Consider the following 23,048-nt stretch of genomic DNA (forward strand, 5'->3'; position numbering starts at 1 on the left):
TTCAACCTCCGCTCCGTTTAGCCTGATAGCCCTTGGCCACCAGGAGTTCGACTAGCTTTTGGGCGTGGTCGCCCTGAATTTCAATGGTGTCGTCTTTGGCGGTGCCGCCTGTGCCACACTGGGCCTTGAGCTGCTTTGCCAGAGCAGTGAGCTGGTCGGGGCTGTGCTGAAACCCGTTGATGATGGTGACGGTCTTGCCGCCGCGCCCTTTGCGGCTAACTTGTACCCGCACGGTCTGCTGATTGGGGGCGCGATCGGGCACACCCCGCGACATGGGGTCGGCGGGGCCAAACTCACGGTAGGCGTGACGGTCACCGGTTCCAGAATTATTGCCAGCCTTCTTACCCATAGCCGTTTTGTTAAAGCTGCATGATTTATACCACTGGCGGGGGCAACTCGGGGCATTGCAGTAGGCCAAATTCCAAGGGGGACTGTTTCGGAACCATTGGCCTTAAAGAAGTCGCCAAATCCAAAACCAGATTTCAAAACGTGTGGGCGGCAGCTGCCTAAGCGAACCTCAGCAAGGCGCCCGCCCAATGGGAGGATTACACTAGAATAAGCAGCCTTATTCCCCCCGCAGCAGCCTTCCCATGCAACTTCACCTCAAGGTCTGGCGCCAGGCAAATGCCAACACCCCCGGTCAGTTCCGCACCTACACCGTGGCCGATGCCCATCCCGATATGTCGTTTTTAGAGCTGCTCGACGTGCTCAACGAGCAGCTGATTCACGCTGGCGAGGTGCCGGTGGAGTTTGACCACGACTGCCGCGAGGGCATCTGTGGTTCCTGCGGCGTGATGATCAACGGCAAAGCCCACGGTGGGCTGCCCCAAACCGCCACCTGCCAGCTTTACCTGCGCCACTTCAAAGATGGCGACGAAATCATCGTCGAACCCTGGCGGGCTAAGGGCTTCCCCGTCATTAAAGATTTGGTCGTAGAGCGGGCCGCGCTCGATCGCATCATCATGGCCGGGGGCTACATTTCCGTCAAAACCGGCTCGGCTCCAGAGGCCAACGCTATCCCTGTCCCCAAAGCCAACGCCGATGCGGCCTTTGACTACGCCGCCTGCATCAGCTGCGGGGCCTGTGTCGCAGCCTGTCCCAACGCCTCGGCCTCCCTGTTCACCGCTGCCAAGGTAGCTCATCTGGCCCTGCTGCCCCAGGGCCATCCCGAACGCCACCAGCGGGTGTTGGCTATGAGCAATCAGATGGCCGCCGAGGGCTTTGGTGACTGCTCTAACCACGGTGAATGCCAGGCAGTGTGTCCCAAGGGGATTTCGATCGATGCGATCGCCGCTATGCGCCGCGAGTATGTGCGGGCGACAGTAGGCTTTTAGAATCTAGAGTTCTGAATTTTAAGTTTTGAATTTTGAATTAAGCACGGCATTCAACATTCAAAACTAAGAACTCAAAACTTAAAACTCTAAGCCCTAAGACATCACTCTTCCTGCCAAATGCGAACGGTGCCGTCCCATCCGGCGCTGACCAGAGTCTTGCCGTTGGGGGCAAAGTCTACTCCCCAAACCCAGCCCTCGTGGCCATGCAAAATGGATATCAGGCGGCCCTGCTCCATGTTCCACAGACGAATGGTGCTGTCGTTGCTGGCGGTGGCCAGCAGCTTGCCGTCAGGGTTAAAGGCGAGGCTGTTGACCGGGGCCGGGTGCGCCTTAAAACAGGTGGTCTGACGGCCGCTGTTGAGTTTCCAAAAGCGCACGGTGCAGTCGGCGCTGGCGCTGGCCAGCAACCAGTTGTTGGGGCTGGCCGCCACCGCCAGCACCTCGCCAGTGTGGCCCGTGAGCACGTGGTTGCTCCCCTTACCCTTAATGCGATACAGCCGAATGGTTTGATCTTGGCTGCCGCTAATCACCGTGGTGCCATCGTGGCTGACGGCGATGGAGCGCACCCAGTGGGTATGGCCATTGAACTGGTGCACGAGCGTGCGATCGCTCAGCCGCCAAACGCAAATTTTGTGGTCTTGGCCGCCACTAAATAGGTACTTGCCGTTGGGGCTAAAGGCAACGGCCCGCACCCAGCTGGCGTGCCCCTCCATCTGGCCCCACAAATCTCCGGTGGTGAAATCCCACAGTCGAATGGTGTTGTCGTTGCTGACGCTGGCAAAACAGGTGCGATCGGGGCTCACGGCGACAGCCCGCACCCAGGCCTGATGGTTGTCGATCACCCGCATGGTGTGACCCGTGGCTAGGTTCCACACCCGCACGGTTTTGTCGCCGCTGCCGCTGACGATAAAGTTGCCGTCGGCGCTGACGACCACCGATCGCACCCAGCTGCTGTGGCCCGTGAGCACCTGCGTACAGACCCACTTGGTGGCGCGGCGTTGTGGCACAGCGGCAGCGACCCGGTCAGGGGCAGTAGCCATATCCACCAGTTCAAAGGCGGCGGTATCGCCATCCGGATCGCCCTGGGGGAGGGAGTCGGGGGGCTGGGGGGGCATGGCAAGGGTTACGCCTTGATATAGGGCTTTATCGGTCGTTGGCGATGGCAAAGGCAGACGCAGACTGGCCCCAGTTTGCCAAGCACCCTCGTCTACACCCTGACAGCATCCTATTCCGAAATACTGCTTAACATTAGGTTCTAACTGATCTGTTTGCCGACCGGTTTTTTGAGATTGGCTTCTCAAACGCGGCAGGCTTAGGCAATGCTGCCGCGCTTGCGGGCTTCTTTGTAGGAGGTACCAACATTTTTGAGCCCGGCGCGAATCATTTCTTGCTCAAGCAGGGCAAAAAATCGGCTGCGATCGCCCCCTTTAACCACTGCCTGATTGTGCGCTTCCGCCAGCGTCACCGGATACCCATACCCCTTCTGTACCTGGGTTAGCACCATTCTGAGTGCCATTTCACACAGCGCTTCATCCGCCATCACCCACTGGGGCACCTCCACCCGCGCCACCTCAGGGCCGACATTGAGATAACAGAAGTACACTCGATGGTCGCCGTACAGATCCAGAATGCTGGCGGTGCTGCGCCAGAAGGGGCTGCGTTCCCCAGGCGCTAATTCTGTTGCCCAAAACGTCGCATCCCGCAGCGGCAAAAACCGGCCGCAGGGGGCTCGGTCGGCCTGGTTGCCCTCGTCGCTACTGCAATGGGTTTGGCAGTCGGGTTGCAGAAAGGGGCAGGCCGCAAATCGCAAAAAGTTCATCGCTTCGCCGCTGCGGCTGGCGCTGAGATAGCCCACCAGGGGAATGTTTTGCCGCCGCAGCCGCTCCCACGAGTCGAGGATGGGGGGCAGGATGCGATCGCGCGCCTCCCCCGGCAGTGCCTCCAAAAACCAGTAGATCAGCGACCCATCCACCAGGGCCAGCACAGGCACCCTGGTTGCCCTGGGGTTCGCTTCAATCAGGCTGTCGTGAACGGCTTCGCCCAGTTCGGCCAGCACCACGGCCTCAGCTATAGTACGGCGATGACCCATCCATTCTTCGGTGCTAATGCCCCACTGGCGCGATAGGTAAAGGTCTTCGGCCCGATACACCACCTCCGGCAGGCTGTCGAGCAATGGGAATCGGCTCTGGCCATAGTGGAGCACGACGCGGCCCACATTGATCAAATAGCAGTAGGCGATCTCATGGTGGCTGGGGGAAATTTGTGACCCGTCCGTGGCGATGACGGTGTGGGCCTCGGGAGCGGCGGCGATGGCGCTGCGAGCGGTGAGGGCTTCGGTGGGCTGGGCTGCGGTGAAGGGGGCGCGATCGCCCCAAATTTCGGCTTGGGCGACCAGATCGGGCTGGCGGGTGGCGGCGATCGCCAACAGCCGGCGGGCCGCCGTTATGCGCTCCTGGGCGGCGGCAGCCTCCTGGCTAAGGTGCTGGCTAATGCCCTGCATCTGCCGGGCCAGCTTCATCAGGTCGAGCATGGCAGAGTTAATTTGGTACGCCCATACTAACATTCCCTTTCAGAATTTTTCGTGAGAACCTGTGCCCTACGGATGCCACTTTGGTTCTCGCCGTTATACTGTCGGGTGGCTTATGCCTTGGTCGTGTTTTGGTCGTACTTATGGAGTCAAGATGGCTCACCTTAGGGCTCACCTCAGGAGCGTTAGCAACTCTGGGTGCCCTAGTTGTGGCTGCCCCCGCTAGGGCTGCAACCCTACAATACTGGTGGTTTGATGCTCAGACCAACCAGCTGGTGTTCACTACCGATAGCCAGGTACAGCCTCGGGCTCAACTGCTGGTTAACCCCACCCGCATTGTGGTTGACTTGCCCAATACCCAGATGGGTAGCACCAGCGCAAGTCAGTCCGTTGGCGGTGCCGTGCGGGAAGTGCGGGCGGGCCAGTTCGATCGCCAAACCACTCGCCTAGTCATCGAGCTTGCGCCCGGCTACAGCCTCAACCCTCAAGATGTGCGCGTTCAAGGGGTGCGACCCAACCAGTGGGCAGTGCAGTTGCCCACCCTCAACCAGGGCGCGGCACCTGCCTCAGGGGCGCTGCCGCCCCCCACTGCTACCGCCAATCGGGTGCAGGGCAACACCGGCACCGGCGCTGGCTCGATTCTCAGTGGCGTGGTCACCACCGGCGATGGCTTTTTAATTCGGCTTAGCGGCACTTCGCCCACCCCCACAGTGCAAATCACCAACGACGATGCCGACAACCGCTTCGCCATTATCGATTTGCCCAACACCGCCGTAGCGGGTAACCTGCGCCCCGACGATTTGCCCAACTACCGCTACAGCATCATTGCCTGGGATGTCGCTCAGCAGCCCACCAGTCCCCCCTCTACCCGCATTACCCTCAGGCTCTCGCCCACCAGTCCAGACTGGCGGGCGCTGCGCAACAGCAGCGGTGTGATTGTGCTGCCCCCCAGCGGCGTGCCCCTCAACAGTATTGCCGACGAACCAGCCCCCGCAGCCCCCCTCGCAGCCGCCCCAGGCAGGCCGCCCCAGGCCCAGATGCCCCAGGCTCAGCCGCCCCAGGCCCAGGCTCAGATACCGCCCAGGCCCACACCATCCAGGCCTATACAGTCCAGTCCCACACCGCCGCCTACGCGCTCCGCAGAGCCACCGTCTCTGCCCTCAGCACCAAGCGGCCGAGTGGTAGTGGCCATCGACCCCGGCCACGGCGGGCGTGACCCCGGAGCAGTGGGTATCGGCGGGCTACAAGAAAAACAGGTGATTTTTCCCATCTCGCTGCGGGTGGCTGAGCTGCTCGAAAGCCAGGGCGTTGTTGTTGTGATGACTCGGCGCGAAGACGTTGCCATCGATTTGCAGGCCCGAGCCGACATTGCCAACCGTGCCCAGGCCAATCTGTTTGTCAGCATTCACGCCAATGCCATCAGCATGAGCCGCCCCGATGTCAACGGCATTGAGTCGTACTATTCCTCAGAAAGTGGGCGGAGGCTGGCGGCCACCCTGCAAGCCAGTATGCTGGCGGCAACGGGCATGCGCGATCGCGGCGTGAAACAAGCCCGCTTTGCCGTGCTGCGCCAGTCCACTATGCCCGCCACCCTGCTCGAAGTGGGGTTTGTCACTGGCGCTCAGGATGCTCCCCGATTGGCTGACCCTGCCTGGCGTGAGACTATGGCCCAGGCGATCGCCCGGGGCATTCTGCAATACATCCAGCAGGGGCTGTAGCGGCAAATGGCCTACTGGTTCGACGGGCAGCTCTGCCAGGGCACCGATATTGCCCTCGCCGTCAATGACCCCGCCCTGATTTACGGGGCCACGGTGTTTACCACCCTGCGAATCTACGGGGCTAGCCTTGAGCATCCCCTCACTCACTGGGCGGCCCACCAGCAGCGTCTAGTGCATGCCCTAACCGATTTTGGCTGGCCCAGCCCCGACTGGGGTCAGGTGCGGCAAGGGGCTGAGGCCTTGTTAGCAGAACATCCCGTTCTGCGGATTACCTGTCTCCCCGACGGTCGCGAGCTAGTGACTGGGCGCAGCCTGCCCCAAGACTTAGAAACAATGCAGACCCAGGGCATCGCCGCCTGGGTGGCGCGGGGGGAAATGTATAGGCGATCGCAGCCCGCCTACAAAACCGGCAACTACCTCGGGGCCTGGCTTGCCCTACAAGCTGCACAGCAGCACGGTGCCCGAGAAGCCATCCTGCTGGATGACCAGGGGCAGTGGCTGGAAACCAGCACCGGCAATCTCTGGGGCTGGGCTAATGGTCAGTGGCATACCCCCGGCCTCAGGGCCGGCCTGCTGCCGGGAATCGTGCGGGCCCACCTGATTGAGCATTTGAGGCAGCAAGGGGAACAGATCAATCAAGCGCCCTGGCCGCCGGGGGTGATTCAGCGCTTTGAGGTGTTGGCCTATAGCAACTCAGGGGTGCAGATAGTGCCAATTCACACAGTTTTAGGCGATCGCAGTAGACTGAAGGTTAACCCACAGCACCCAGCCCTAGAGGCTTTGCGGGCTGCATTTAGGGAAAATTAACCCCTATTCCAATTATCGATTAGCCCATTCTGACAGATGACGTTAACATAAGTTAATATCCCTCTAATCATTACGGCCTACTCAAACATTGGCCCCAGACAGGTTTCATTAGAAACGGTTTCCAAGCAACAGTTCATCCCAAGAAGTAAGTGGAGGCAATAGCCCGGTGAACAAACGGTGGAGAAATGCAGGTCTATATGCCCTGCTGGTCGTTGTAGTCATTGCCCTGGCGACCGCAATTTTTGACGGTTCTGGCCCCGAAACCCAGACCTGGCGCTACAGCCAGTTTTTAGACGCGGTGCAAAATAACCAGATCGAGCGCGTCAATATCAGCGCCGATCGCACCCGCGCCCGCTTCACAGACCCTGAGGGTAACGGTCAGATCATCGTTAACCTGCCCAACGACCAGGAGCTGATCAGCACCCTGGAAACCAACAATGTCGACATCGTCGTCATGCCCCAGAGCGACGATAGCGTCTGGGTTCGTGCCTTTAGCACTCTGCTGATTCCCATCCTGCTGCTGGGGGTGCTGTTCTTTGTGCTGCGCCGCGCCCAGAGTGGCCCCGGCAATCAGGCCATGAACTTTGGCAAGTCCAAAGCTCGCGTGCAGATGGAGCCTCAGACCCAGGTCACCTTTGGCGATGTGGCGGGCATTGAGCAAGCCAAGCTAGAACTCACCGAAGTCGTTGACTTTCTCAAGAATGCCGATCGCTTCACCGCTGTCGGTGCCAAGATTCCCAAGGGCGTGCTGCTGGTTGGCCCTCCCGGTACCGGTAAAACCCTGTTGGCTAAGGCCGTAGCGGGTGAAGCGGGCGTGCCCTTCTTCTCCATCTCCGGTTCTGAGTTCGTTGAAATGTTCGTCGGTGTGGGCGCTTCCCGCGTGCGCGATCTGTTCGAGCAGGCCAAGGCCAACGCTCCCTGTATCGTGTTTATCGACGAGATTGACGCCGTCGGTCGTCAGCGGGGCGCAGGCCTTGGCGGCGGCAACGACGAGCGTGAGCAAACCCTCAACCAGCTGCTCACCGAGATGGATGGTTTCGAGGGCAACACCGGCATCATTATTATTGCCGCTACCAACCGCCCCGACGTGCTCGACGCGGCCCTGCTGCGCCCCGGTCGTTTTGACCGCCAGGTTGTAGTAGACCGCCCCGACTACGCTGGTCGCCTCGAAATTCTCAACGTTCACGCTCGCGGCAAAACCTTCGCCAAGGATGTCGATCTGCAAAAGATCGCCCGGCGTACGCCTGGTTTCACCGGGGCCGACCTGTCGAACCTGCTGAACGAGGCCGCTATTCTCGCTGCCCGCCGCAACCTCACCGAGATTTCTATGGATGAGGTCAACGATGCGATCGATCGCGTCCTGGCTGGCCCCGAGAAAAAAGACCGCGTCATGAGCGAAAAGCGCAAAGAGCTGGTCGCTTACCACGAAGCCGGTCATGCCCTAGTTGGTGCCCTCATGCCCGACTACGACCCTGTTCAAAAAATCAGCATCATTCCCCGCGGCCGTGCCGGTGGTCTGACCTGGTTTACCCCTAGCGAAGATCGCTTGGAGTCGGGCCTTTACTCCCGCTCTTACCTGCAAAACCAGATGGCCGTAGCTCTCGGTGGCCGCATTGCTGAAGAGATCATCTTTGGCGAAGAGGAAGTTACTACCGGAGCCTCCAACGACCTGCAGCAGGTAGCTCGCGTTGCTCGTCAGATGGTGACCCGCTTCGGCATGAGCGACAAGCTCGGCCCCGTGGCCCTCGGTCGCCAACAAGGCAACATGTTCCTCGGACGCGACATCGCCGCCGAGCGCGATTTCTCTGAAGAGACCGCCGCCACCATTGACTCCGAAGTGCGGGGTTTGGTCGACCAAGCCTACACCCGCGCTAAGCAGGTGCTCATCAACAACCGCCACGTGCTCGATCAGCTAGCCCGCATGCTGGTAGATAAAGAAACTGTCGATTCTGAAGAGCTTCAGCAGGTGCTTGCTAACAATGATGTCAGCATGGCTTCGATCGTCTAAATCACAATAAAGCTTGTTAACTAGCTAGAAAAGGGGATGTCCAGTAGGGCGTCCCCTTTTCTTATGGACATTAGTTACTAGCAAGATGCCAATATTGGGGCAAAGACATGGGCGATTGCTGGCTGGGGCTGTGTAACGGTTTGCAAGCAATGGCGGGCAAACCGTTAAAAATCATCGACGCAGATCCATCTCAAGAGCTAGGGTTGTCGTTGTTTTATAGAGCCACAGGCCGCGAGATGACCGTTCAACCTCGATCTTCTGCACCCAATATCATTCTCACCAACATCGAAACCGTCCCCGGCAAAACCGTTACACAGCATATAGGCTTGGTACAGGGCAGCTCAGTGCGAGCCAAACACATCGGCCGCGACATCGCCGCTGGGCTCAAAAATATTGTGGGTGGCGAGCTCAAAGGCTACACCGAACTGCTGCAAGAAGCCCGCGAAGAAGCCACCAGCCGCATGGTGCAAGACGCCCAGAAGCGGGGCGCAAACGCCATTGTCAACGTGCGCTTTGCCACCTCATCACTGACCCAGGGCGCGGCCGAACTGTTTGCCTACGGCACCGCCGTGCGGGTGGAATAGTTATGGATGAACTCATCATTTTTGCAGTATTGCTAGGAGTCGGGTATTTCTTTGGTACCCGAACTGAAAAACAGCATTTTCGTCAGTTGCAGCAGCGAGAGCAGGCTATTCACGGGCTAATGCTCAGCACTGCTGGAGCTAAAGTGTCTCTGCCTAAGGCACACCAGGCACAACTATTCACCGGCAGCGTAGTGATATCATCCGATTTCTTTAAGACGTTTATCGCGGGGGTATTAAATTTTTTTGGCGGACGCATCATGGTTTATGAAAGCCTGCTTGAGAGGGGCCGCCGTGAGGCCATATTGCGGATGGAAGAATCGGCCCTATCCTGGGGCGCAGACCAGGTGGTCAACATCCGCATTCAAACCGCTGAGTTGAGCGGCAACAACGGCCGAGGCGTTGTCGCCCTTGAGGTAATTGCCTATGGCACAGGCGTTCGCTAGCCTGCTGGGCAAGTTGGCCTTACCGCTAGCTTGTCCTAAACCATTTCCACGGCGGCAACCAGGCCAAAGATGATAAACAACAGCCCGCCGACGGTCGTGAGCCAGCGCTCTGAAATGCGCCCAGCGATGAGTTTGCCGCAGGCGACGGCGATCGCAGCACATACCGCGTGTCCCAAGGTCGACCCCAGCACCACTCCCACTGGATGGTTGGCCGCCGCCAGGGCAATGGTGGCAAACTGGGTGCGATCGCCCCATTCAGCTACAAAGGTCAGGCTAAAGGATTGAATGAGCACGGTTTTGATCGACCATTTGCTGACCTCAGCCTCGCTTTCTTCGACGGCCTCTAAAGCCTCGGCCTGCTCATCGGCTAGGCTACCGCCCCCAACCATACGGCTGGCGTCGTACAGCAGCTTCAGACCAAACCCTAGAAACAGGGCTACTGTTAGCCCCTGAACGTAGTGCTCAGGAAAAATAGTGACGGCTTGCCCGATCGCCACCGACAAAACCGTCATCACAAACAGCGCGGCAGTAACCCCTACAAACACCCAGCGACGGGGATGCCGGGTCGCCAAAATCATGCCGATAAAAAAGGTTTTATCCCCTAGTTCAGATAGGGTAATTAGCAGTAGGCCAGCAGTAAAGCCGGTCAGTGGGTGCATGCTCGTCTCCAGGATTATGAACCTGAGCGGGCATGATGGATGATCACAAGAACTCCACCAAGCCCACGTCAGATGTGGACTCAGTGAAGGTCTCGCTTGCGAATGCACGGTTTTAATTCACGGCGCTAATTCACCATCTGAACCAGGCTCATCGCCAGTATGTTGACTCAGATGATTGGGTTAAAGACCCAAAGCTACTCCCCTTCATAACTCAAACCATATCACGAACTATGGATTTGAGCCTAATTAAAAATACTGATTAGAGCTATAAGAAACAAACTTTTATTTCATAATTCAATCATTTTCGAGACGATTCTATTCATTTTTTGTTCATTTTATACTGTTTGCTATAAAGGTTTCCCTGGCCTATGATGTTTTTCTGGCGGATAAAGTTATATTAAATTGGCGGGTAAAATGTCTAAATTGATTCCCTATCAGCCTTTGGTTTTAAGGCTTTTACACAGCATCGCTGGCTTGCTGGCCATTGGTGCCTTAATTACTGGCTTTTGGGTTTACAACACCTATGACGGTCGATATGGCTCCATTCCTCTACCCTTGCTGCCAGACATTCAGGGCATTCATGGCACATTTGGCCTTTTCTTTTTGCTGATATTTCCCGCTCTTGCCATCTATAGTTTTCATTGGGGATATCAGCGACTCTTGTTTCCTGACTTTTGGGCTCGACTTACCTATCAAGTGGGTAAACCCGGCTGGTGGGTCAATCTCCAGCGACTGTTAAATACCGCTATGCTCTTAGCTGCTACATTAGCCGTAGTTACCGGCAGGATGATGCAAGAGGCCTGGTTGCCCGCTGGTGAGCTATACCACGTTTGGTACAGGCTACATCTGACGGCGTGGCTGGTGCTAGTGGTAACTTTATTGGGCCACATTGCTATGAGCCTTAAAGTCGGCGGCGTGCCCTTGCTGCTATCAATGGTTCAGACACAGTACCGCCCTGAAGAATCGCCATCACTGTGGATAGGTTATCTTCGAGAAAAATTTCGCGAGCGATTTGGGCGTTAGATGTCAATTGATCATTCTCAAAAAACTATGTCTACGAAAAGAACAAATGCTCCATTGAAAGCGGTTGAAGTAGTAGTAATTGGCGGAATTTTTGCTGCGTTCATTTTGCCGCTGTTGACCTATTTAGCTGAACTGTAGCGGCTGCACAGTTGCTGAGCAGCGGCCCAAACTTAGCGATCGCAACTATTCACAGAACTAGTCAGGCCATAATTCAACGGCGCTGCTTGATCACAGGTTAGGGCCAGTCTGCGATCGCCATGGTTGACTCCACCCGGTGCATACCAGCCTCCGCAAAACGCTGATAGGTGTCTTCAGCTTGATCAGTAAAATCAACCACGCCTGGGACCACTACCGCAGAGGCACAGTCGTCGAGTAGGTAAACCTTTTGGGCTAGAGTTGGGTCAGTGGCCTCAATGTCGCTTAGCAGGTCGGCCACCGTCCAGGCAACGCAGTGACTTTTGGCCTGGCCCGCGACAATCACCCCATCAAACTCGAGCAGGGTTTGGATGAGGGGGGCGTTTTTTTGGGCGATCGCCCGTCCTTGCCTATCCTCCATCACCTCAGGGCTGAGGACCGAGTAGTTTTCGGTGAGGGGGTTACTGCCCTTCAGCTCAAAACGGGTCTGGCTCTGACGAGCGATAGTGTGAAAAAAGCAGGCCTCTTCGATCGCAGGCACCAGCGCATGGCCAATGCCCCCCAGCATTGAGTGGTAGGGCCAGATGGTGAGGGGATACTTGCCCCGGTCATTCAGGGTTTTGGTGTAGTGCAGAGCGTACTCTTGCAGATCATGGGGAGAGGTGAGGTTGGCAGCCATCGCTGGGTTGACCCGCCACTTGCCCTGCACCACATCGTCGTAGTGAATCATGGTCATTGGTGGCGGGTTGTCGCCCTCGGCATCGACCCAAAAAGCGGGGTGAAACACCTGCATCGCCTGGTGGGTATCGAGGGTGGCGGTAATCGTAGTGAGCTGCCCCAAGTTGCGATAAATAAATTCGCCTAGGCGGCGGTTGTCGTCCACAGCGCCTTGGCCCGATCGCCCGCCCACAAATAGCTCAAAGCCCGGAATGCAAAACGTGTTTTGCACATCAATCAGCAGCAGGCAGAGACGGCGACTATCCTCGGCGGCGGCGGTGATGTGATGGACCTCAGCCCAGGCCTTGGCCTCGGCAGCGCGCTGCTGATAGGGCACCGACCACACCTCGCCGACCCGACTAGGGTTATAAAAATCGGGTACTGGCAGCAGGGCTGAGTCGGTCATTGGCTGAGGCTCCGCAAACTATCACATCGTCAGATGCTCTAATTTTAGGCTTAATAGCAGGGGCACGAACCGGGCTAGGGCCTCAGGCTGATCAAGCTTCATACAGGCTTTGACCCGCTGGTTAGTTCAAACCAGCACCAAGGCATTATTTTTAGCGCTGGCACCTATTTGGGTTCTACTTGAGTACTGTGTTTTTCGCAGAGACGACAACAAGAATCAAAAGCTTCGGGCAGTTTCTCTTTAAACCTCTTTTGAGTTTTGAGGTGTCGGTTAGACGATTGATTACCCTCCCTTCACTTTCTCTTAAATAACCGCTAAACACCCGTTAAACTCACCGTTACCCGGGCCACATAATATTTCTTCGTTACTCAAAAAAGCCTACTGGGAGTCCTGACCATGGCGAAAAAGCCAGATATCCGTACCGTGCTTAAAAAGATGGTCAACCTTGAGGACGAAAACCACAACCCCTCAAACAACGATTCTTTTAACCAAGTTTTAGACCGTGCTCGCTTGGGGCGGCGGGGGTTTCTAAAGGGCAGTTCATCCCTAGCTGCTGCCGCTATGTTGGGCACAGGTTTAGCTTTTGTGGCTGATTCTACTAAGCAGGCTGGAAAAGCCGCCAAAGCCGCTACCGATCTGCGCCTTGGCTTTAGCCCCGTGGCCAAAAGCATTGCCGATACCTTGGTGGTGCCCGAGGGCTACACGGCCCGCGTGCTGCTAGCTACCGGCGACCCAATCAAAAGCAACGTCACCCCCTACAAAAACGACGGCACCGACACCGACTTTGAGGGGCGGGCGGGCGACCACCACGACGCTATGCACTACTTTGGCCTCAACCGGGCTGGCAATGGCTGGGACCCCAACGCCAGCGATCGCGCCCTGCTCTGCATCAACCACGAAGTCTGCGAAGATTTGGGCTTTGTTCACCCTAGCGGCCCCACTAACTATGGCCCGGAGAGCACTGCTGCGCGCCCAGCGATCGAGATCGACAAAGAAGTGGCGGCCCACGGCGTCACCGTTGTGGAAGTTGTGAGACAGGGATCGACCTACGAGATCAACCGCGATTCGCGCTTTAACCATCGCGTTACCGCCGCCACCCGCTGTCAGATCAGCGGCCCTGCCCGGCGCAGCCCTATGTTGGCTACGGCCTTTTCCCCCAGCGGTGAGCAGACCCGGGGCACCCTCAACAACTGCGCCAATGGCTACACCCCCTGGGGCACCTACCTCACCTGCGAAGAAAACTGGGCAGGCTACTTTAACCGCCGCGAAGACGACAGCGCCCGCACGACTAAGGAACTGGCTGCCTTCAAGCGCTACGGCATTGGCAATGCCACCTCGGGTCGCTACAACTGGTCACGGGCCGAGGCAGCGGGCAACACCGACCTCTATCAGCGCTGGGATGCCAGCAAAACCGCCGGCCGAGCCAACCAAGACTTTCGCAATGTGGCCAACACCTTTGGCTGGGTAGTCGAAATTGACCCTTTCAACCCCAACGCCATTCCTCAAAAACGTACGGCGATCGGACGCTTTGCCCACGAAGGCTGCTGGCCTGCGGCAGCGGTGGCGGGTCAACCTTTAGTGTTTTATTCAGGTGACGATGCCCGCAACGAATACATGTACAAATTTGTCTCCGCCGCCACCTGGGAGCCCCGCGATGCCAACCGGGGTCAGGCTGCCGGAGATAAGTACCTGAATTCTGGCACCCTCTATGCCGCTGAGTTTAATGACGACGGTACGGGCGAATGGCTGCCCCTGACCCTGGGCAACCCCAACATCGCCAACTATGCCGACTATGACTTTGCCGACGAAGCCGACGTGCTGATCAATGCCCGCATCGCCGCCGATGCCGCCGGGGCCACCAAGATGGATCGGCCCGAATGGGGTGGCGTTAACCCGGTGAATGGGGATATCTACCTCACCCTGACCAATAACGTATCGAGCAGCAGCGGGCGTGGTGTTGGCACCCCCCTAAACGCCGCCAATCCTCGCTATTATGCCGATGCCAAGGGAGACACCGTCAGCAAAGGGAATGTCAATGGCCACGTCATTCGCTGGCGCGAGGCCGGAGGCAACCACGCCGCCACCACCTTTGAGTGGGATGTGTACTTGTTTGGGGCCAGGGCTAGTGCCGAGCCTGACGTCAACCTGTCTGGGCTCACCGACGAGAACGATTTCTCTAGCCCCGACGGTCTCTGGTTTAGCGCAGCAGTGCCCGGTCTGTTGTGGCTGCAAACCGACGACGGCTACATCACCGACACCACCAACTGCATGATGCTGGCGGCTCTACCGGGAACCGTGGGCGATGGTGCCCCCAGAATGGTGAACAACGAAGCTGTACCGATCAACGGCGATGCCGACCAGCAGGTTAAGACCTATGTTGGCCAGGGGGCTAGCCCTACGGTGTTGAGCCGATTTTTGGTGGGGCCGCGCGATTGTGAAATCACCGGCATTACCGAGTCGCCCGATGGTCGGGTCATTTTCGTCAACATTCAGCATCCGGGCGAAAATAGCGAGTCAGCCACTGATCCGGCGCTATTCACTAGCCACTGGCCCGATGGCGGCAATGCTCGCCCCCGGTCGGCGACGGTGGTCATCACCCGCAACGACGGCGGCAGAATCGCTGTCTAGCTCTGCTTAAACAGCACCATTGGGATCGGAGTGGGAACCTGGCGATCGCCAGGTTCCTTTTTTGGCATTGCTGAGCAGCAGATTGCAATAGGGCCGGTGGATCACCTTCATATTCGCGATCGCTCGCCGGGAATGACCTCTATTTCTCCAGGCGCACGACATACCACTGCATGGCTTCGCCGGGGCTAAGTTCTAGCTCGCAGGCGGTGTTGCGCAGGTAAAGGGCCTGCTCGGCGACGGTAGAGAAGCGCTGGAGGTCGCGGGGCAGGTCGTTGTGCTGGCGATCGCTCAATAACCCCGTCAACCGCTCTAGCAGCTCCTCTGGAGAGAGAAATTCTTCGGCAGTGCCGGGCATCAGCACGACGAACGTCTCTTCCTGGTACATAATGGCATCGGGCATAGTGTTACTCCTCAGAAATATGGCTTGATCCTAAACGGATTAGCGGTCTCTACGACCTCGGCGATCGGGTTTGTCAACCCTTCCCCAACCATTCCAAAGTGCAGCGAAAATTCTGATCGGGAACTGTGAACTTCCGTGGGCAAACAGCCCGAATATTTGGATCCGATGGTAGGATAAATGAAGTATTCACCGAAATCCCGACCGGGTTACCGGTGAATTTTCGGTTTTGCCACTGTCCAAGTCCGGGAATAGGCCGCTCTGCGGTGCCATTGCCTGGATTTTTCTGTTTTAACGGTTATTTGCCTGCCGCTATGGTTCAGACTCCTATCAAACCCAACTCCGCCGCCCCTGGGCCTACCCCTTCCAAAATGGAGGGCATTAAAGAGAATAGCCGCTTTTTGCGTGAGCCCGTGGCCAGCGAGCTGCTGCAAGACACCACGCATTTCTCTGAACCGGCCATTCAAATCCTCAAATTCCACGGCTCGTACCAGCAAGACAACCGCGATAACCGCGCCAAGGGCCAAGAGAAGGACTATCAGATGATGCTGCGCACCCGCAACCCCGGCGGGTACCTTTCTCCAGAGCTATATCTCACCCTCGATCGCCTGTCCGATGAGTACGGCAATGGCACTCTGCGGGCCACTACCCGCCAGGGCATCCAGCTCCACGGCGTGCTGAAGCAAAACCTCAAGGCCACCATTGGGGCGATCGTGCGCAGCCTGGGCTCTACCCTAGGGGCTTGCGGCGACCTCAACCGCAACATCATGGCTCCCCCGGCCCCCTACAAAAACCGGCCCGAGTACCGGCTGGCCCAGGAGTATGCCAACAACATCGCCGACCTGCTGCGGCCCCAAACCGGAGCCTACTACGAAATTTGGCTGGATGGCGAGAAGGCGGTCTCCGTCGAAGAGCACCCCGACGTGGTGGCGGCCCGCCAGCGCAACGGCAACGGCACCATCGTGCACAACAGCGAAGAGCCGATCTACGGCACTCACTACATGCCCCGCAAGTTCAAATGTGCGGTGACAGTGCCCGGTGACAACTCCATCGATGCCTATACCCACGACGTCACTCTGGTAGTAATCACCGATCGCTCTGGGCAGCTCAAGGGCTTTAACGTGCTAGCTGGCGGCGGTCTAGGCCGCACTCACGGCAAAGAAGAAACCTTTGCTCGCGTGGCCGACGAAATTGGCTACGTTGACAAAGCCGATGTCTACGACCTGATGAAGGCGATCGTGGCGACCCAGCGCGACTACGGCGATCGCCACGATCGCCGTCACGCTCGCATGAAGTATCTGATCAACGACTGGGGGGTTGAGCGCTTTCGCCAGCAGGTCGAAACCTACCTGGGCAAGCCTCTCAAGCCCTTCAAAAAGCTGCCCAAGTGGACCTTCTACGACTACCTGGGCTGGCACGAGCAGGGCGACGGCAACTTGTTCGTCGGCATCCCCGTTGAAAATGGGCGAATTATTGATCGTCGCGAGGGCATTCAGCTCAAAACGGCGCTGAGGGAGATCGTGCAGCGATTTAACCTGCCGATGCTGATTACCCCCAATCAGAGCGTGCTGTTCTACGAGGTCAAGCCCGAAAATCGAGCTGAGATTCAGGCTATTCTCACCCGCTGCGGCATCGAAAACGAAACCGAGATCGACCCCTTGGTGCGCTACGCCATGGCCTGCCCCGCCCTGCCCCTCTGCGGTCTGGCGGTGACTGAGTCAGAGCGCATTATGCCCACGGTGCTGGGTCGCCTGCGTGCCCTGCTCACCAAGCTGGGCCTCGAAGATGAGCACTTTGTCGTGCGCATGACCGGCTGCCCCAACGGCTGCGCCCGCCCCTACATGGCTGAGCTGGGCCTGGTGGGCAGTGCCCCCGAGTCGTATCAGCTGTGGCTGGGCGGGTCGCCCAACCAAACCCGGCTGGCCCGCACCTACCTGGAGCGCCTTCACGACAACGATGTCGACACCACCCTAGAGCCGCTGTTTGTGTTCTTCCGCGACGGGCGCAAAAAGGGCGAAAGCTTTGGGGACTTCTGCGATCGCGTCGGCTTTGAGGCCCTGCGGCAGTTTTCTGCCACCTACAACGCCGACCAATACACCCCTCGCCACACCAAGGAAGGGCGGCACCGGCTGAGCATTTCCCACGATTTGTTCATGACCCTTGAATCTACCGCCGACAAAGAGGGGCGACCGATGGCCCAGGTAATGGCCGACGCCCTGGCGGTATACCTACAAAAACCGGTTCCTAGAGACTAGTAAAAGAAGGGGGATGGATCAGACGATCCATCCCCCTTTTTTTTGCGAAGCTAAGCGCCAAGGGTAAGGTGCCTAGGGCCACTAGCGATATTCGCTGGTATAACCCAATAAACACCTGACTCCTGAGTTTTTTAGCCCACGGGTTGGCTGCGATCGGGCAGTATCCACACCAACATGGGGCAGACCACCACAGTCATCAGGCTGACAGCGGCGATAATTTCGAGTCCGGAAACAAGAGCAGTGGTCATAACTAGGTTCGCCTCCCAAGGCAGAGAATGGTTGGCGCGTTCCTTCGAGAGAAGTTTCTCTACTTCTGTCCTGTCAAGCTTTGGTAGCGATATCAGACAGTAACAGGATGAACGACGTCTTCCTTTTGTATTCACTATTCCAGTTTAGCCAAAGTTTCTGTCAGAGATAGGGGTTGCACTACTTCGAAATAGTTCGGATTGCCGACCTATTTAACTTTCTCATAGTGAGATGGAATTTGCTTTTTGTAGCTGACAGTGGGGCTTTCCATATTAAGAGGCAAGAAAGGCAATTCTCCTTCTCGCGATCGCCGGATTTTGCAAGTTTTACCATGACCTTGATTAAGCTTTGACTAGTCAATAGCTTGTTAAGCTTGGCCTCTGTTGACCAGCGCCTCTGGGTTTGGCTTTGACACTGTTCAACCTAAGGCCACCAAAGACACTTCGACCCCAGACACCCTGGTCAACTTCGGTCTAGAAATGAGCAAAGGGTTTGGTTCGAGGCTGTAGTTTGACTCTATCTCAGTGCAACTTTTTAGACTAATCCTTCGACCAGGTATGGCTCCTCCTTGAACCGTTGGCAGAATTTTTTTGCGTATATTTGCGGTCGCACAAAGCACCAGTTTATGGATAGGAAATTTTGTCCATTCACCGCCGGAAAGGGGGCGACAAATGGCTGAAAACCAAATGCTTTTCAGCGGTACAAATAGGAACTTGGTGTCGCACAGGGGGTGACTGTGCGATCGCCCTTAGCCAAACTGCTTCTTGGCCGCTTCGTAAACCTCGACAGTAATCTGGCCCACACCCTGCTCTTGGGCAAACTTCTCGATTTTTTTGCGAGCGGCAGGGCGCACAAAGAAGGGAATCTCCTTGAGGCGGGCTTCAGCGTCAGCAGTCCATTCCATAGGTAGAGGTGCAATTTTGCGTAGAGCTTCAAACTTCTTTACGATATCAGGGGATAGAGACATCTCTAGCCCAAAGTCTAATTTCGCCACGACAGGGCCATAACTCGTGCCCCATCCGCCGTAGGTTTCCCTCAGTAGGAGCGTTAGACCCTAAAATCCTCTCGCCAGAGAGTTTTGCTTCAGATATCTGGCCGTGTTTTGTCAAAAATTAAGGAGATCGCAGTGCTCAGGAAACTCTTACTCGTTATGCTAGCCGCCGTGGTGACCACGCTAGTGGCAGTGGGCCTATCCCCCGCAGCCAAGGCCAATATTGTGGCCGAGCCGGTGGTCTACAGCATGGATGGGCAGACCTTTGAAGGCTACTTTGCCTTCAATCAAAACTTTGGCGAAACCCAGCCCCTAGTGCTGCTCATCCATGACTGGAATGGCCTGGATGACTACGAAAAGCGCCGCACTCAAATGCTGGCTGAGCAGGGCTATGCGGCCTTTGCTGTAGACCTCTACGGTCAAGGGGTGCGCCCCATCAACCCTGACGAGTCGCGGGCGCAAAGCGGTGCGCTCTACGCCGATCGCGCTACCATGCGTGCCCGCCTGATGGCCGGTCTAGCTCAGGCTCAGGCCCAAACTGGCGTAGATGGCAACCAGGTGGTGGCGATCGGCTACTGCTTTGGCGGGGCCGCCGTGCTCGAAATGGCTCGCGCCGGTATGGATGTGGATGGATTTGTGTCGTTCCACGGCAGCTTTGAAACCCCTGAAGGGCAAGACTATACCCAAACCCAGGGTCGCATTTTGATTCTGCATGGCTCTGACGATGGCTCTGCTCCGATGGCCGATATAGCCCAGCTAGCCACTGAACTCGACGCTGCCGAGGTTGACTTCGGTATGGAAATTTACGGTGGCGTTGACCACGCTTTCACAGTGTGGAGCGACGCCAATCGCTACGATGGCATGGCCGATCGCCGCTCGTGGCAAACCCTCATGACCTTTTTAGGAGAAGTTTTAGGTTGACGCTGTAGCGTGGGTCGTAAGCGCAACCATCATCCATCAACGCAGAATGTTGCGATCGAACCACCACAGGCAGACCCAGCCTATGGTGGTTTTACGTTTCAGAGCGACGCCTTTGACCTGATAAAGGCTAATGGCTAGCGGTTGGCGGAACTGCACATTTAATAACTATTAGAATTTGGTAGCGGTTGACTGAGTTTGGGAAGACTGGGCTGAAATAACCATTTTTAATGTTCCCCCAGCATTTTTGATCGCAAGGAGCCCCTATGATAGCTACCAAAACTCGGCACCGGTTAGTCACACGCAGCGATTTTGATGGTCTCGTATGCGCTGTCTTAATGAAAGAGATGGATCTCATTGATGACATTATGTTTGTCCATCCTAAAGACATGCAGGATGGCAAAGTTGACGTCAATTCCAACGACATCACTACTAATCTGCCCTATGTTGAAGGGGTGCATTTAGCCTTTGATCACCACTCTAGCGAAATGCTCCGCAATCAAGGACAGCGAGACAATCACATTATTGACCCTCAAGCTCCTTCAGCGGCGCGAGTAGTTTACAACTACTATGGCGGGGCCACTCGTTTTCCCGCTATTTCGAACGAAATGATGCTGGCAGTCGATCAGGCCGATTCGGCGCAGTATGTTAAAGAAGAGGTGCTGCAACCCAAAGACTGGACCCTGCTAAATTTTTTGATGGATGCCAGAACCGGGCTAGGGCGGTTTAAAGATTTCCGGATTTCAAACTACAACTTGATGATGCAGTTGATTGACTACTGCAAAAATCATACAATTGCCGAAATTTTAGCTTTGCCAGATGTAAAAGAGCGGGTGGAACTCTACTTTGCCCAAGAGCCTGAGTTTAAAGCCCAAATTCTGCGCTGTGCTACAGTCCACAACAACTTAGTTGTGCTCGATCTACGGCAAGAAACCGTGATTCATGCGGGCAATCGCTTCATGATTTATGCCCTGTTTCCCCAATGCAATATCTCGATTCATATGATGTGGGGATTGAAGCAGCAAAATACCGTGTTGGCGACGGGTAAATCAATTTTCGATCGCACCTCTAAAACCAATATCGGCGAACTCATGCTGAAGTATGGGGGAGGAGGGCACGATGCCGCTGGTACCTGCCAAGTCGAGAACGAGCGGGCCGAGCAGGTGTTGGCAGACCTGATTGCCAAAATCAACGCAGACGGGTAGAAAGTATCTCAAGACTATATTGACCTTGGTAAGCACACCGGCCGATTGCTGTAGCCCATGCGCACGACAATCAGCGGCAGGTGTGCTTTGCTGCATCATTGAGCCCATACTTCGGATGGGAAAAAACGAGTGCCGACTTTTTCCGACTTATTCCACCACGATGGATGGCTACGCTCTGAATAGGCCTTTATTGCTGTCGCTTTGGGTAAGATTATGGATCACTTTTCAACCCTGATATTGCTGCTGCGCGATCGCTCCACCTTTCTAGAAGAAGTCCGTCAGGGCAAGAAGATTGAGTCTAAAATTTTGTCGCTGCTGGTAGTCAGCTCGCTATTTTTTGCCATCTATGGGGCCATCATTGGCTCATCGAGCGGCTGGCAACAGCTGCTGGTGTCAATGGTCAAACTACCGGCTCTCTACCTGCTAACTCTGCTCATTTGCCTGCCAACGCTATACTTTTTCGACATCTTGTTTGGATCCAAAGCCGATTTTAAGCAGTATGCGGTGCTCAGTCTCACTACCGTTGCGGTGATTAGCGTGCTGCTGTTCAGCTTTGCTCCAGTGACGCTGTTCTTTTTGGTCTCTATTCGCAGCTATCACTTCTTTTTACTGCTAAATGTCGCCATTTTTGGCCTCACGGGTTTTATTGGGGTGAGGTTGTTTTATTCGGGCATTCGCTCCGTGATGAATTTCACTGAAGATACACCCCAGATTCGCAACCGGTTGCTGCTGTTTTGGCTGACGCTTTACGGCCTGGTGGGCAGCCAGCTGGGGTGGACGCTGAGGCCTTTTCTTGGCTCCCCTAACCAACCGTTTCAGCTGTTTCGTGAGGTAGAAGGCAACTTTTACTCCCAGGTGATTCGCAGCATTCTCGCACTGCTGTTTGGCACTGATTAAACCGCTACTGCACGGGCAGGAGCAAATAGCCGTTTTTTCCGAAAGAGACGTTGTATTTCTGATCATATTATTAATTGGCAACCCCTGATTTTGCAAAGACGATGACCTCTGATTTGCAGGCGCTACGCATTACCCGGACTGAACTTGATCAGCTTACGGGTTTAGACATTGACTCAGTCTTCATGGGCAGAATGATTCGCCCTTCTGTGTGGCGATCGCGGCGGCAACTGTTCTCCCTTTTCATTACAGAATGCCTGGTGCTGGGGACAATTTTTGTGGTTTGTTTGGGGTTAGGGCTGGTGCTGGTGAGTCAGCAAGAGGGCTTCAACCAGTTCGGCGCGCTGCTGCTGGGGATTGCTGGGGCGATCGCGATTGGAGCCGTTGCCTGGCATCTTTACCAGTGGCAGCGCTCTAAACGCTTTATCACCCTGGCGCGACTGCTAGATGAGTGCGATCGCCACAACGATATTATTCAGGCGCTGCAGGTGATGGACGAACTGGATAAGGCGCAGGGAGCAGGTCAAGGCCTTCAGAATAGTGAAATTCTGCTTGCTCTCCAGTCCACCCGAGACAGTCTGATTTCAGCGCTGATGACCGAAAAAATTTTGCGTCACCACCGGGTGTTGCTGGAGCGACGACAGGATTTGTGTGCCACCATTGAGACCAACCTGGTGACGCTTCAAACCCTCCAGGTTAACTACCAGGCCAGTGAGTATCGACAGTTTTTGCAGGAGGCGCTAAACATTGGTATCGCTGTGCAGCGAGAGATGGATGCTAATCCCTATCTGCCTCCCGATTTGTAGGGGTGAACGGCGATCGCCCTCAGGGAACTAATACCAAATCTGTGAAACAGTGCTACGGATTGTGGATCCTCTTAATTCCTAAGGCTTTACTCATCCCTATAGCAATCCGTATAAGGGTTCGGTCAGGCAAAATGACAGGATATCGAGAGGACTATAGTGATGCCAGCTCCCTACAGCCTTGACCTGCGCCAGAAAGTGATTGCCTCGATTGAGTCAGGCCAATCCAAAGTTGCCGTCAGTCAACTGCTGGGCATTGCCCGTAGCACCCTTACGGAATGGCACAACCAGTATCGCGGCAATGGGGAGGTTGCCCCGAAGCAAGGTTACCAGCAGGGCCATAGCCACAA

Annotated in this window: 21 protein-coding genes and 1 riboswitch; of the genes, 14 read left to right on the forward strand and 7 right to left on the reverse strand. The window is 56.2% G+C overall.

Translation table 11 applies throughout. The features are described from left to right. Position 1: 1 nt before the first annotated feature. On the reverse strand, positions 2-349 hold the full coding sequence (locus H6F57_RS16195) for a translation initiation factor (RefSeq protein ID WP_190630668.1): 348 nt from the start codon (positions 347-349) through the stop codon (positions 2-4). A gap of 241 nt (positions 350-590) precedes the next feature. On the opposite strand from H6F57_RS16195, the gene H6F57_RS16200 reads away from it, so the two are divergent. Next, positions 591-1,334, forward strand: coding sequence for a succinate dehydrogenase/fumarate reductase iron-sulfur subunit (locus tag H6F57_RS16200; protein ID WP_190630669.1), 744 nt, complete (start codon positions 591-593; stop codon positions 1,332-1,334). A gap of 101 nt (positions 1,335-1,435) precedes the next feature. Here H6F57_RS16200 and H6F57_RS16205 read toward each other — a convergent pair whose 3' ends face one another. After that, positions 1,436-2,449, reverse strand: a complete 1,014-nt coding sequence (locus H6F57_RS16205) for a WD40 repeat domain-containing protein (protein ID WP_190630671.1) — start codon at positions 2,447-2,449, stop codon at positions 1,436-1,438. Positions 2,450-2,646: 197 nt separating this feature from the next. After that, positions 2,647-3,864 carry a DNA double-strand break repair nuclease NurA gene (locus H6F57_RS16210; RefSeq protein WP_190630673.1) on the reverse strand — a complete coding sequence of 406 codons (1,218 nt, stop codon included), beginning with the start codon at positions 3,862-3,864 and terminating at the stop codon, positions 2,647-2,649. Positions 3,865-4,004: 140 nt separating this feature from the next. On the opposite strand from H6F57_RS16210, the gene H6F57_RS16215 reads away from it, so the two are divergent. The 5 genes from H6F57_RS16215 (at position 4,005) to H6F57_RS16235 (ending at position 9,421) form a co-directional block, all read left to right on the forward strand. Next, a complete protein-coding gene (locus H6F57_RS16215; RefSeq protein WP_190630674.1) occupies positions 4,005-5,579 on the forward strand; it encodes an N-acetylmuramoyl-L-alanine amidase in 1,575 nt (524 codons plus the stop codon). 6 nt (positions 5,580-5,585) lie between these two features. Beyond that, entirely contained in the window at positions 5,586-6,386 is an 801-nt protein-coding gene (locus H6F57_RS16220; RefSeq protein WP_190630676.1) for an aminotransferase class IV, read from the forward strand. 166 nt (positions 6,387-6,552) lie between these two features. Continuing rightward, complete coding sequence (gene ftsH3, locus H6F57_RS16225; RefSeq protein WP_190630677.1) at positions 6,553-8,394, forward strand: ATP-dependent zinc metalloprotease FtsH3; 1,842 nt, start codon at positions 6,553-6,555, stop codon at positions 8,392-8,394. A gap of 269 nt (positions 8,395-8,663) precedes the next feature. Next, a complete protein-coding gene (locus tag H6F57_RS16230; RefSeq protein ID WP_190630696.1) occupies positions 8,664-8,978 on the forward strand; it encodes a heavy metal-binding domain-containing protein in 315 nt (104 codons plus the stop codon). A 2-nt stretch (positions 8,979-8,980) separates the two neighbouring features. Next, on the forward strand, positions 8,981-9,421 hold the full coding sequence (locus H6F57_RS16235) for a heavy metal-binding domain-containing protein (RefSeq protein ID WP_190630679.1): 441 nt from the start codon (positions 8,981-8,983) through the stop codon (positions 9,419-9,421). A gap of 35 nt (positions 9,422-9,456) precedes the next feature. Here H6F57_RS16235 and H6F57_RS16240 read toward each other — a convergent pair whose 3' ends face one another. Then, on the reverse strand, positions 9,457-10,080 hold the full coding sequence (locus tag H6F57_RS16240) for a TMEM165/GDT1 family protein (RefSeq protein WP_190630681.1): 624 nt from the start codon (positions 10,078-10,080) through the stop codon (positions 9,457-9,459). A 414-nt stretch (positions 10,081-10,494) separates the two neighbouring features. Between H6F57_RS16240 and H6F57_RS16245 the strand changes: the two genes are divergently transcribed. After that, complete coding sequence (locus H6F57_RS16245; protein ID WP_190630683.1) at positions 10,495-11,103, forward strand: cytochrome b/b6 domain-containing protein; 609 nt, start codon at positions 10,495-10,497, stop codon at positions 11,101-11,103. A 235-nt stretch (positions 11,104-11,338) separates the two neighbouring features. Here the strand turns inward: H6F57_RS16245 and H6F57_RS16250 are convergent, their stop codons facing one another. Continuing rightward, positions 11,339-12,361: an isochorismatase gene (locus tag H6F57_RS16250; protein ID WP_190630684.1), complete on the reverse strand. Its 1,023-nt coding sequence runs from the start codon at positions 12,359-12,361 to the stop codon at positions 11,339-11,341. A gap of 396 nt (positions 12,362-12,757) precedes the next feature. Between H6F57_RS16250 and H6F57_RS16255 the strand changes: the two genes are divergently transcribed. Beyond that, complete coding sequence (locus H6F57_RS16255) at positions 12,758-14,989, forward strand: PhoX family phosphatase (RefSeq protein ID WP_199289946.1); 2,232 nt, start codon at positions 12,758-12,760, stop codon at positions 14,987-14,989. A 139-nt stretch (positions 14,990-15,128) separates the two neighbouring features. Here the strand turns inward: H6F57_RS16255 and H6F57_RS16260 are convergent, their stop codons facing one another. Then, on the reverse strand, positions 15,129-15,389 hold the full coding sequence (locus H6F57_RS16260; RefSeq protein WP_190630686.1) for a chlororespiratory reduction protein 7: 261 nt from the start codon (positions 15,387-15,389) through the stop codon (positions 15,129-15,131). Positions 15,390-15,700: 311 nt separating this feature from the next. Between H6F57_RS16260 and sir the strand changes: the two genes are divergently transcribed. Beyond that, complete coding sequence (gene sir / locus H6F57_RS16265) at positions 15,701-17,641, forward strand: sulfite reductase, ferredoxin dependent (RefSeq protein ID WP_190630687.1); 1,941 nt, start codon at positions 15,701-15,703, stop codon at positions 17,639-17,641. Positions 17,642-17,922: 281 nt separating this feature from the next. Next, positions 17,923-18,005: riboswitch (Glutamine riboswitch) on the reverse strand. A gap of 630 nt (positions 18,006-18,635) precedes the next feature. On the opposite strand, the gene H6F57_RS16270 is transcribed toward sir, so the two are convergent. Continuing rightward, on the reverse strand, positions 18,636-18,791 hold the full coding sequence (locus tag H6F57_RS16270; protein ID WP_190630699.1) for a PCP reductase family protein: 156 nt from the start codon (positions 18,789-18,791) through the stop codon (positions 18,636-18,638). A 222-nt stretch (positions 18,792-19,013) separates the two neighbouring features. Here H6F57_RS16270 and H6F57_RS16275 point away from each other — a divergent pair, with 222 nt between their 5' ends. From H6F57_RS16275 to H6F57_RS16295, 5 genes are all read left to right on the forward strand, one after another. Next, complete coding sequence (locus H6F57_RS16275; protein ID WP_199289947.1) at positions 19,014-19,799, forward strand: dienelactone hydrolase family protein; 786 nt, start codon at positions 19,014-19,016, stop codon at positions 19,797-19,799. Between the two features lie 263 nt (positions 19,800-20,062). Further along, a complete protein-coding gene (locus H6F57_RS16280; protein WP_190630689.1) occupies positions 20,063-21,001 on the forward strand; it encodes an exopolyphosphatase in 939 nt (312 codons plus the stop codon). 213 nt (positions 21,002-21,214) lie between these two features. After that, positions 21,215-21,898: an actin-binding WH2 domain-containing protein gene (locus tag H6F57_RS16285; protein WP_190630690.1), complete on the forward strand. Its 684-nt coding sequence runs from the start codon at positions 21,215-21,217 to the stop codon at positions 21,896-21,898. 101 nt (positions 21,899-21,999) lie between these two features. Continuing rightward, positions 22,000-22,701 carry a hypothetical protein gene (locus tag H6F57_RS16290; protein ID WP_190630692.1) on the forward strand — a complete coding sequence of 234 codons (702 nt, stop codon included), beginning with the start codon at positions 22,000-22,002 and terminating at the stop codon, positions 22,699-22,701. 159 nt (positions 22,702-22,860) lie between these two features. Beyond that, positions 22,861-23,048 (forward strand): IS630 transposase-related protein (locus tag H6F57_RS16295; protein ID WP_190624969.1); only part of this gene is annotated, 188 nt, incomplete at its 3' end.

The organism is Leptolyngbya sp. FACHB-60, assembly GCF_014695775.1.
Taxonomy (GTDB): Bacteria; Cyanobacteriota; Cyanobacteriia; order Phormidesmidales; family Phormidesmidaceae; genus Nodosilinea.

Coding starts and splice junctions, on each gene's coding strand:
- sir (WP_190630687.1), top strand. CDS start 15,701: ATGGTTCAGACTCCTATCAAACCCAACTCCGCCGCCCCTGGGCCTACC.
- H6F57_RS16235 (WP_190630679.1), top strand. CDS start 8,981: ATGGATGAACTCATCATTTTTGCAGTATTGCTAGGAGTCGGGTATTTC.
- H6F57_RS16210 (WP_190630673.1), bottom strand. CDS start 3,864: ATGCTCGACCTGATGAAGCTGGCCCGGCAGATGCAGGGCATTAGCCAG.
- H6F57_RS16195 (WP_190630668.1), bottom strand. CDS start 349: ATGGGTAAGAAGGCTGGCAATAATTCTGGAACCGGTGACCGTCACGCC.
- H6F57_RS16260 (WP_190630686.1), bottom strand. CDS start 15,389: ATGCCCGATGCCATTATGTACCAGGAAGAGACGTTCGTCGTGCTGATG.
- H6F57_RS16290 (WP_190630692.1), top strand. CDS start 22,000: ATGACCTCTGATTTGCAGGCGCTACGCATTACCCGGACTGAACTTGAT.
- H6F57_RS16205 (WP_190630671.1), bottom strand. CDS start 2,449: ATGCCCCCCCAGCCCCCCGACTCCCTCCCCCAGGGCGATCCGGATGGC.
- H6F57_RS16270 (WP_190630699.1), bottom strand. CDS start 18,791: ATGGAATGGACTGCTGACGCTGAAGCCCGCCTCAAGGAGATTCCCTTC.
- H6F57_RS16240 (WP_190630681.1), bottom strand. CDS start 10,080: ATGCACCCACTGACCGGCTTTACTGCTGGCCTACTGCTAATTACCCTA.
- H6F57_RS16245 (WP_190630683.1), top strand. CDS start 10,495: ATGTCTAAATTGATTCCCTATCAGCCTTTGGTTTTAAGGCTTTTACAC.
- H6F57_RS16285 (WP_190630690.1), top strand. CDS start 21,215: ATGGATCACTTTTCAACCCTGATATTGCTGCTGCGCGATCGCTCCACC.
- H6F57_RS16280 (WP_190630689.1), top strand. CDS start 20,063: ATGATAGCTACCAAAACTCGGCACCGGTTAGTCACACGCAGCGATTTT.
- H6F57_RS16200 (WP_190630669.1), top strand. CDS start 591: ATGCAACTTCACCTCAAGGTCTGGCGCCAGGCAAATGCCAACACCCCC.
- H6F57_RS16215 (WP_190630674.1), top strand. CDS start 4,005: ATGGAGTCAAGATGGCTCACCTTAGGGCTCACCTCAGGAGCGTTAGCA.
- H6F57_RS16255 (WP_199289946.1), top strand. CDS start 12,758: ATGGCGAAAAAGCCAGATATCCGTACCGTGCTTAAAAAGATGGTCAAC.
- H6F57_RS16220 (WP_190630676.1), top strand. CDS start 5,586: ATGGCCTACTGGTTCGACGGGCAGCTCTGCCAGGGCACCGATATTGCC.
- H6F57_RS16250 (WP_190630684.1), bottom strand. CDS start 12,361: ATGACCGACTCAGCCCTGCTGCCAGTACCCGATTTTTATAACCCTAGT.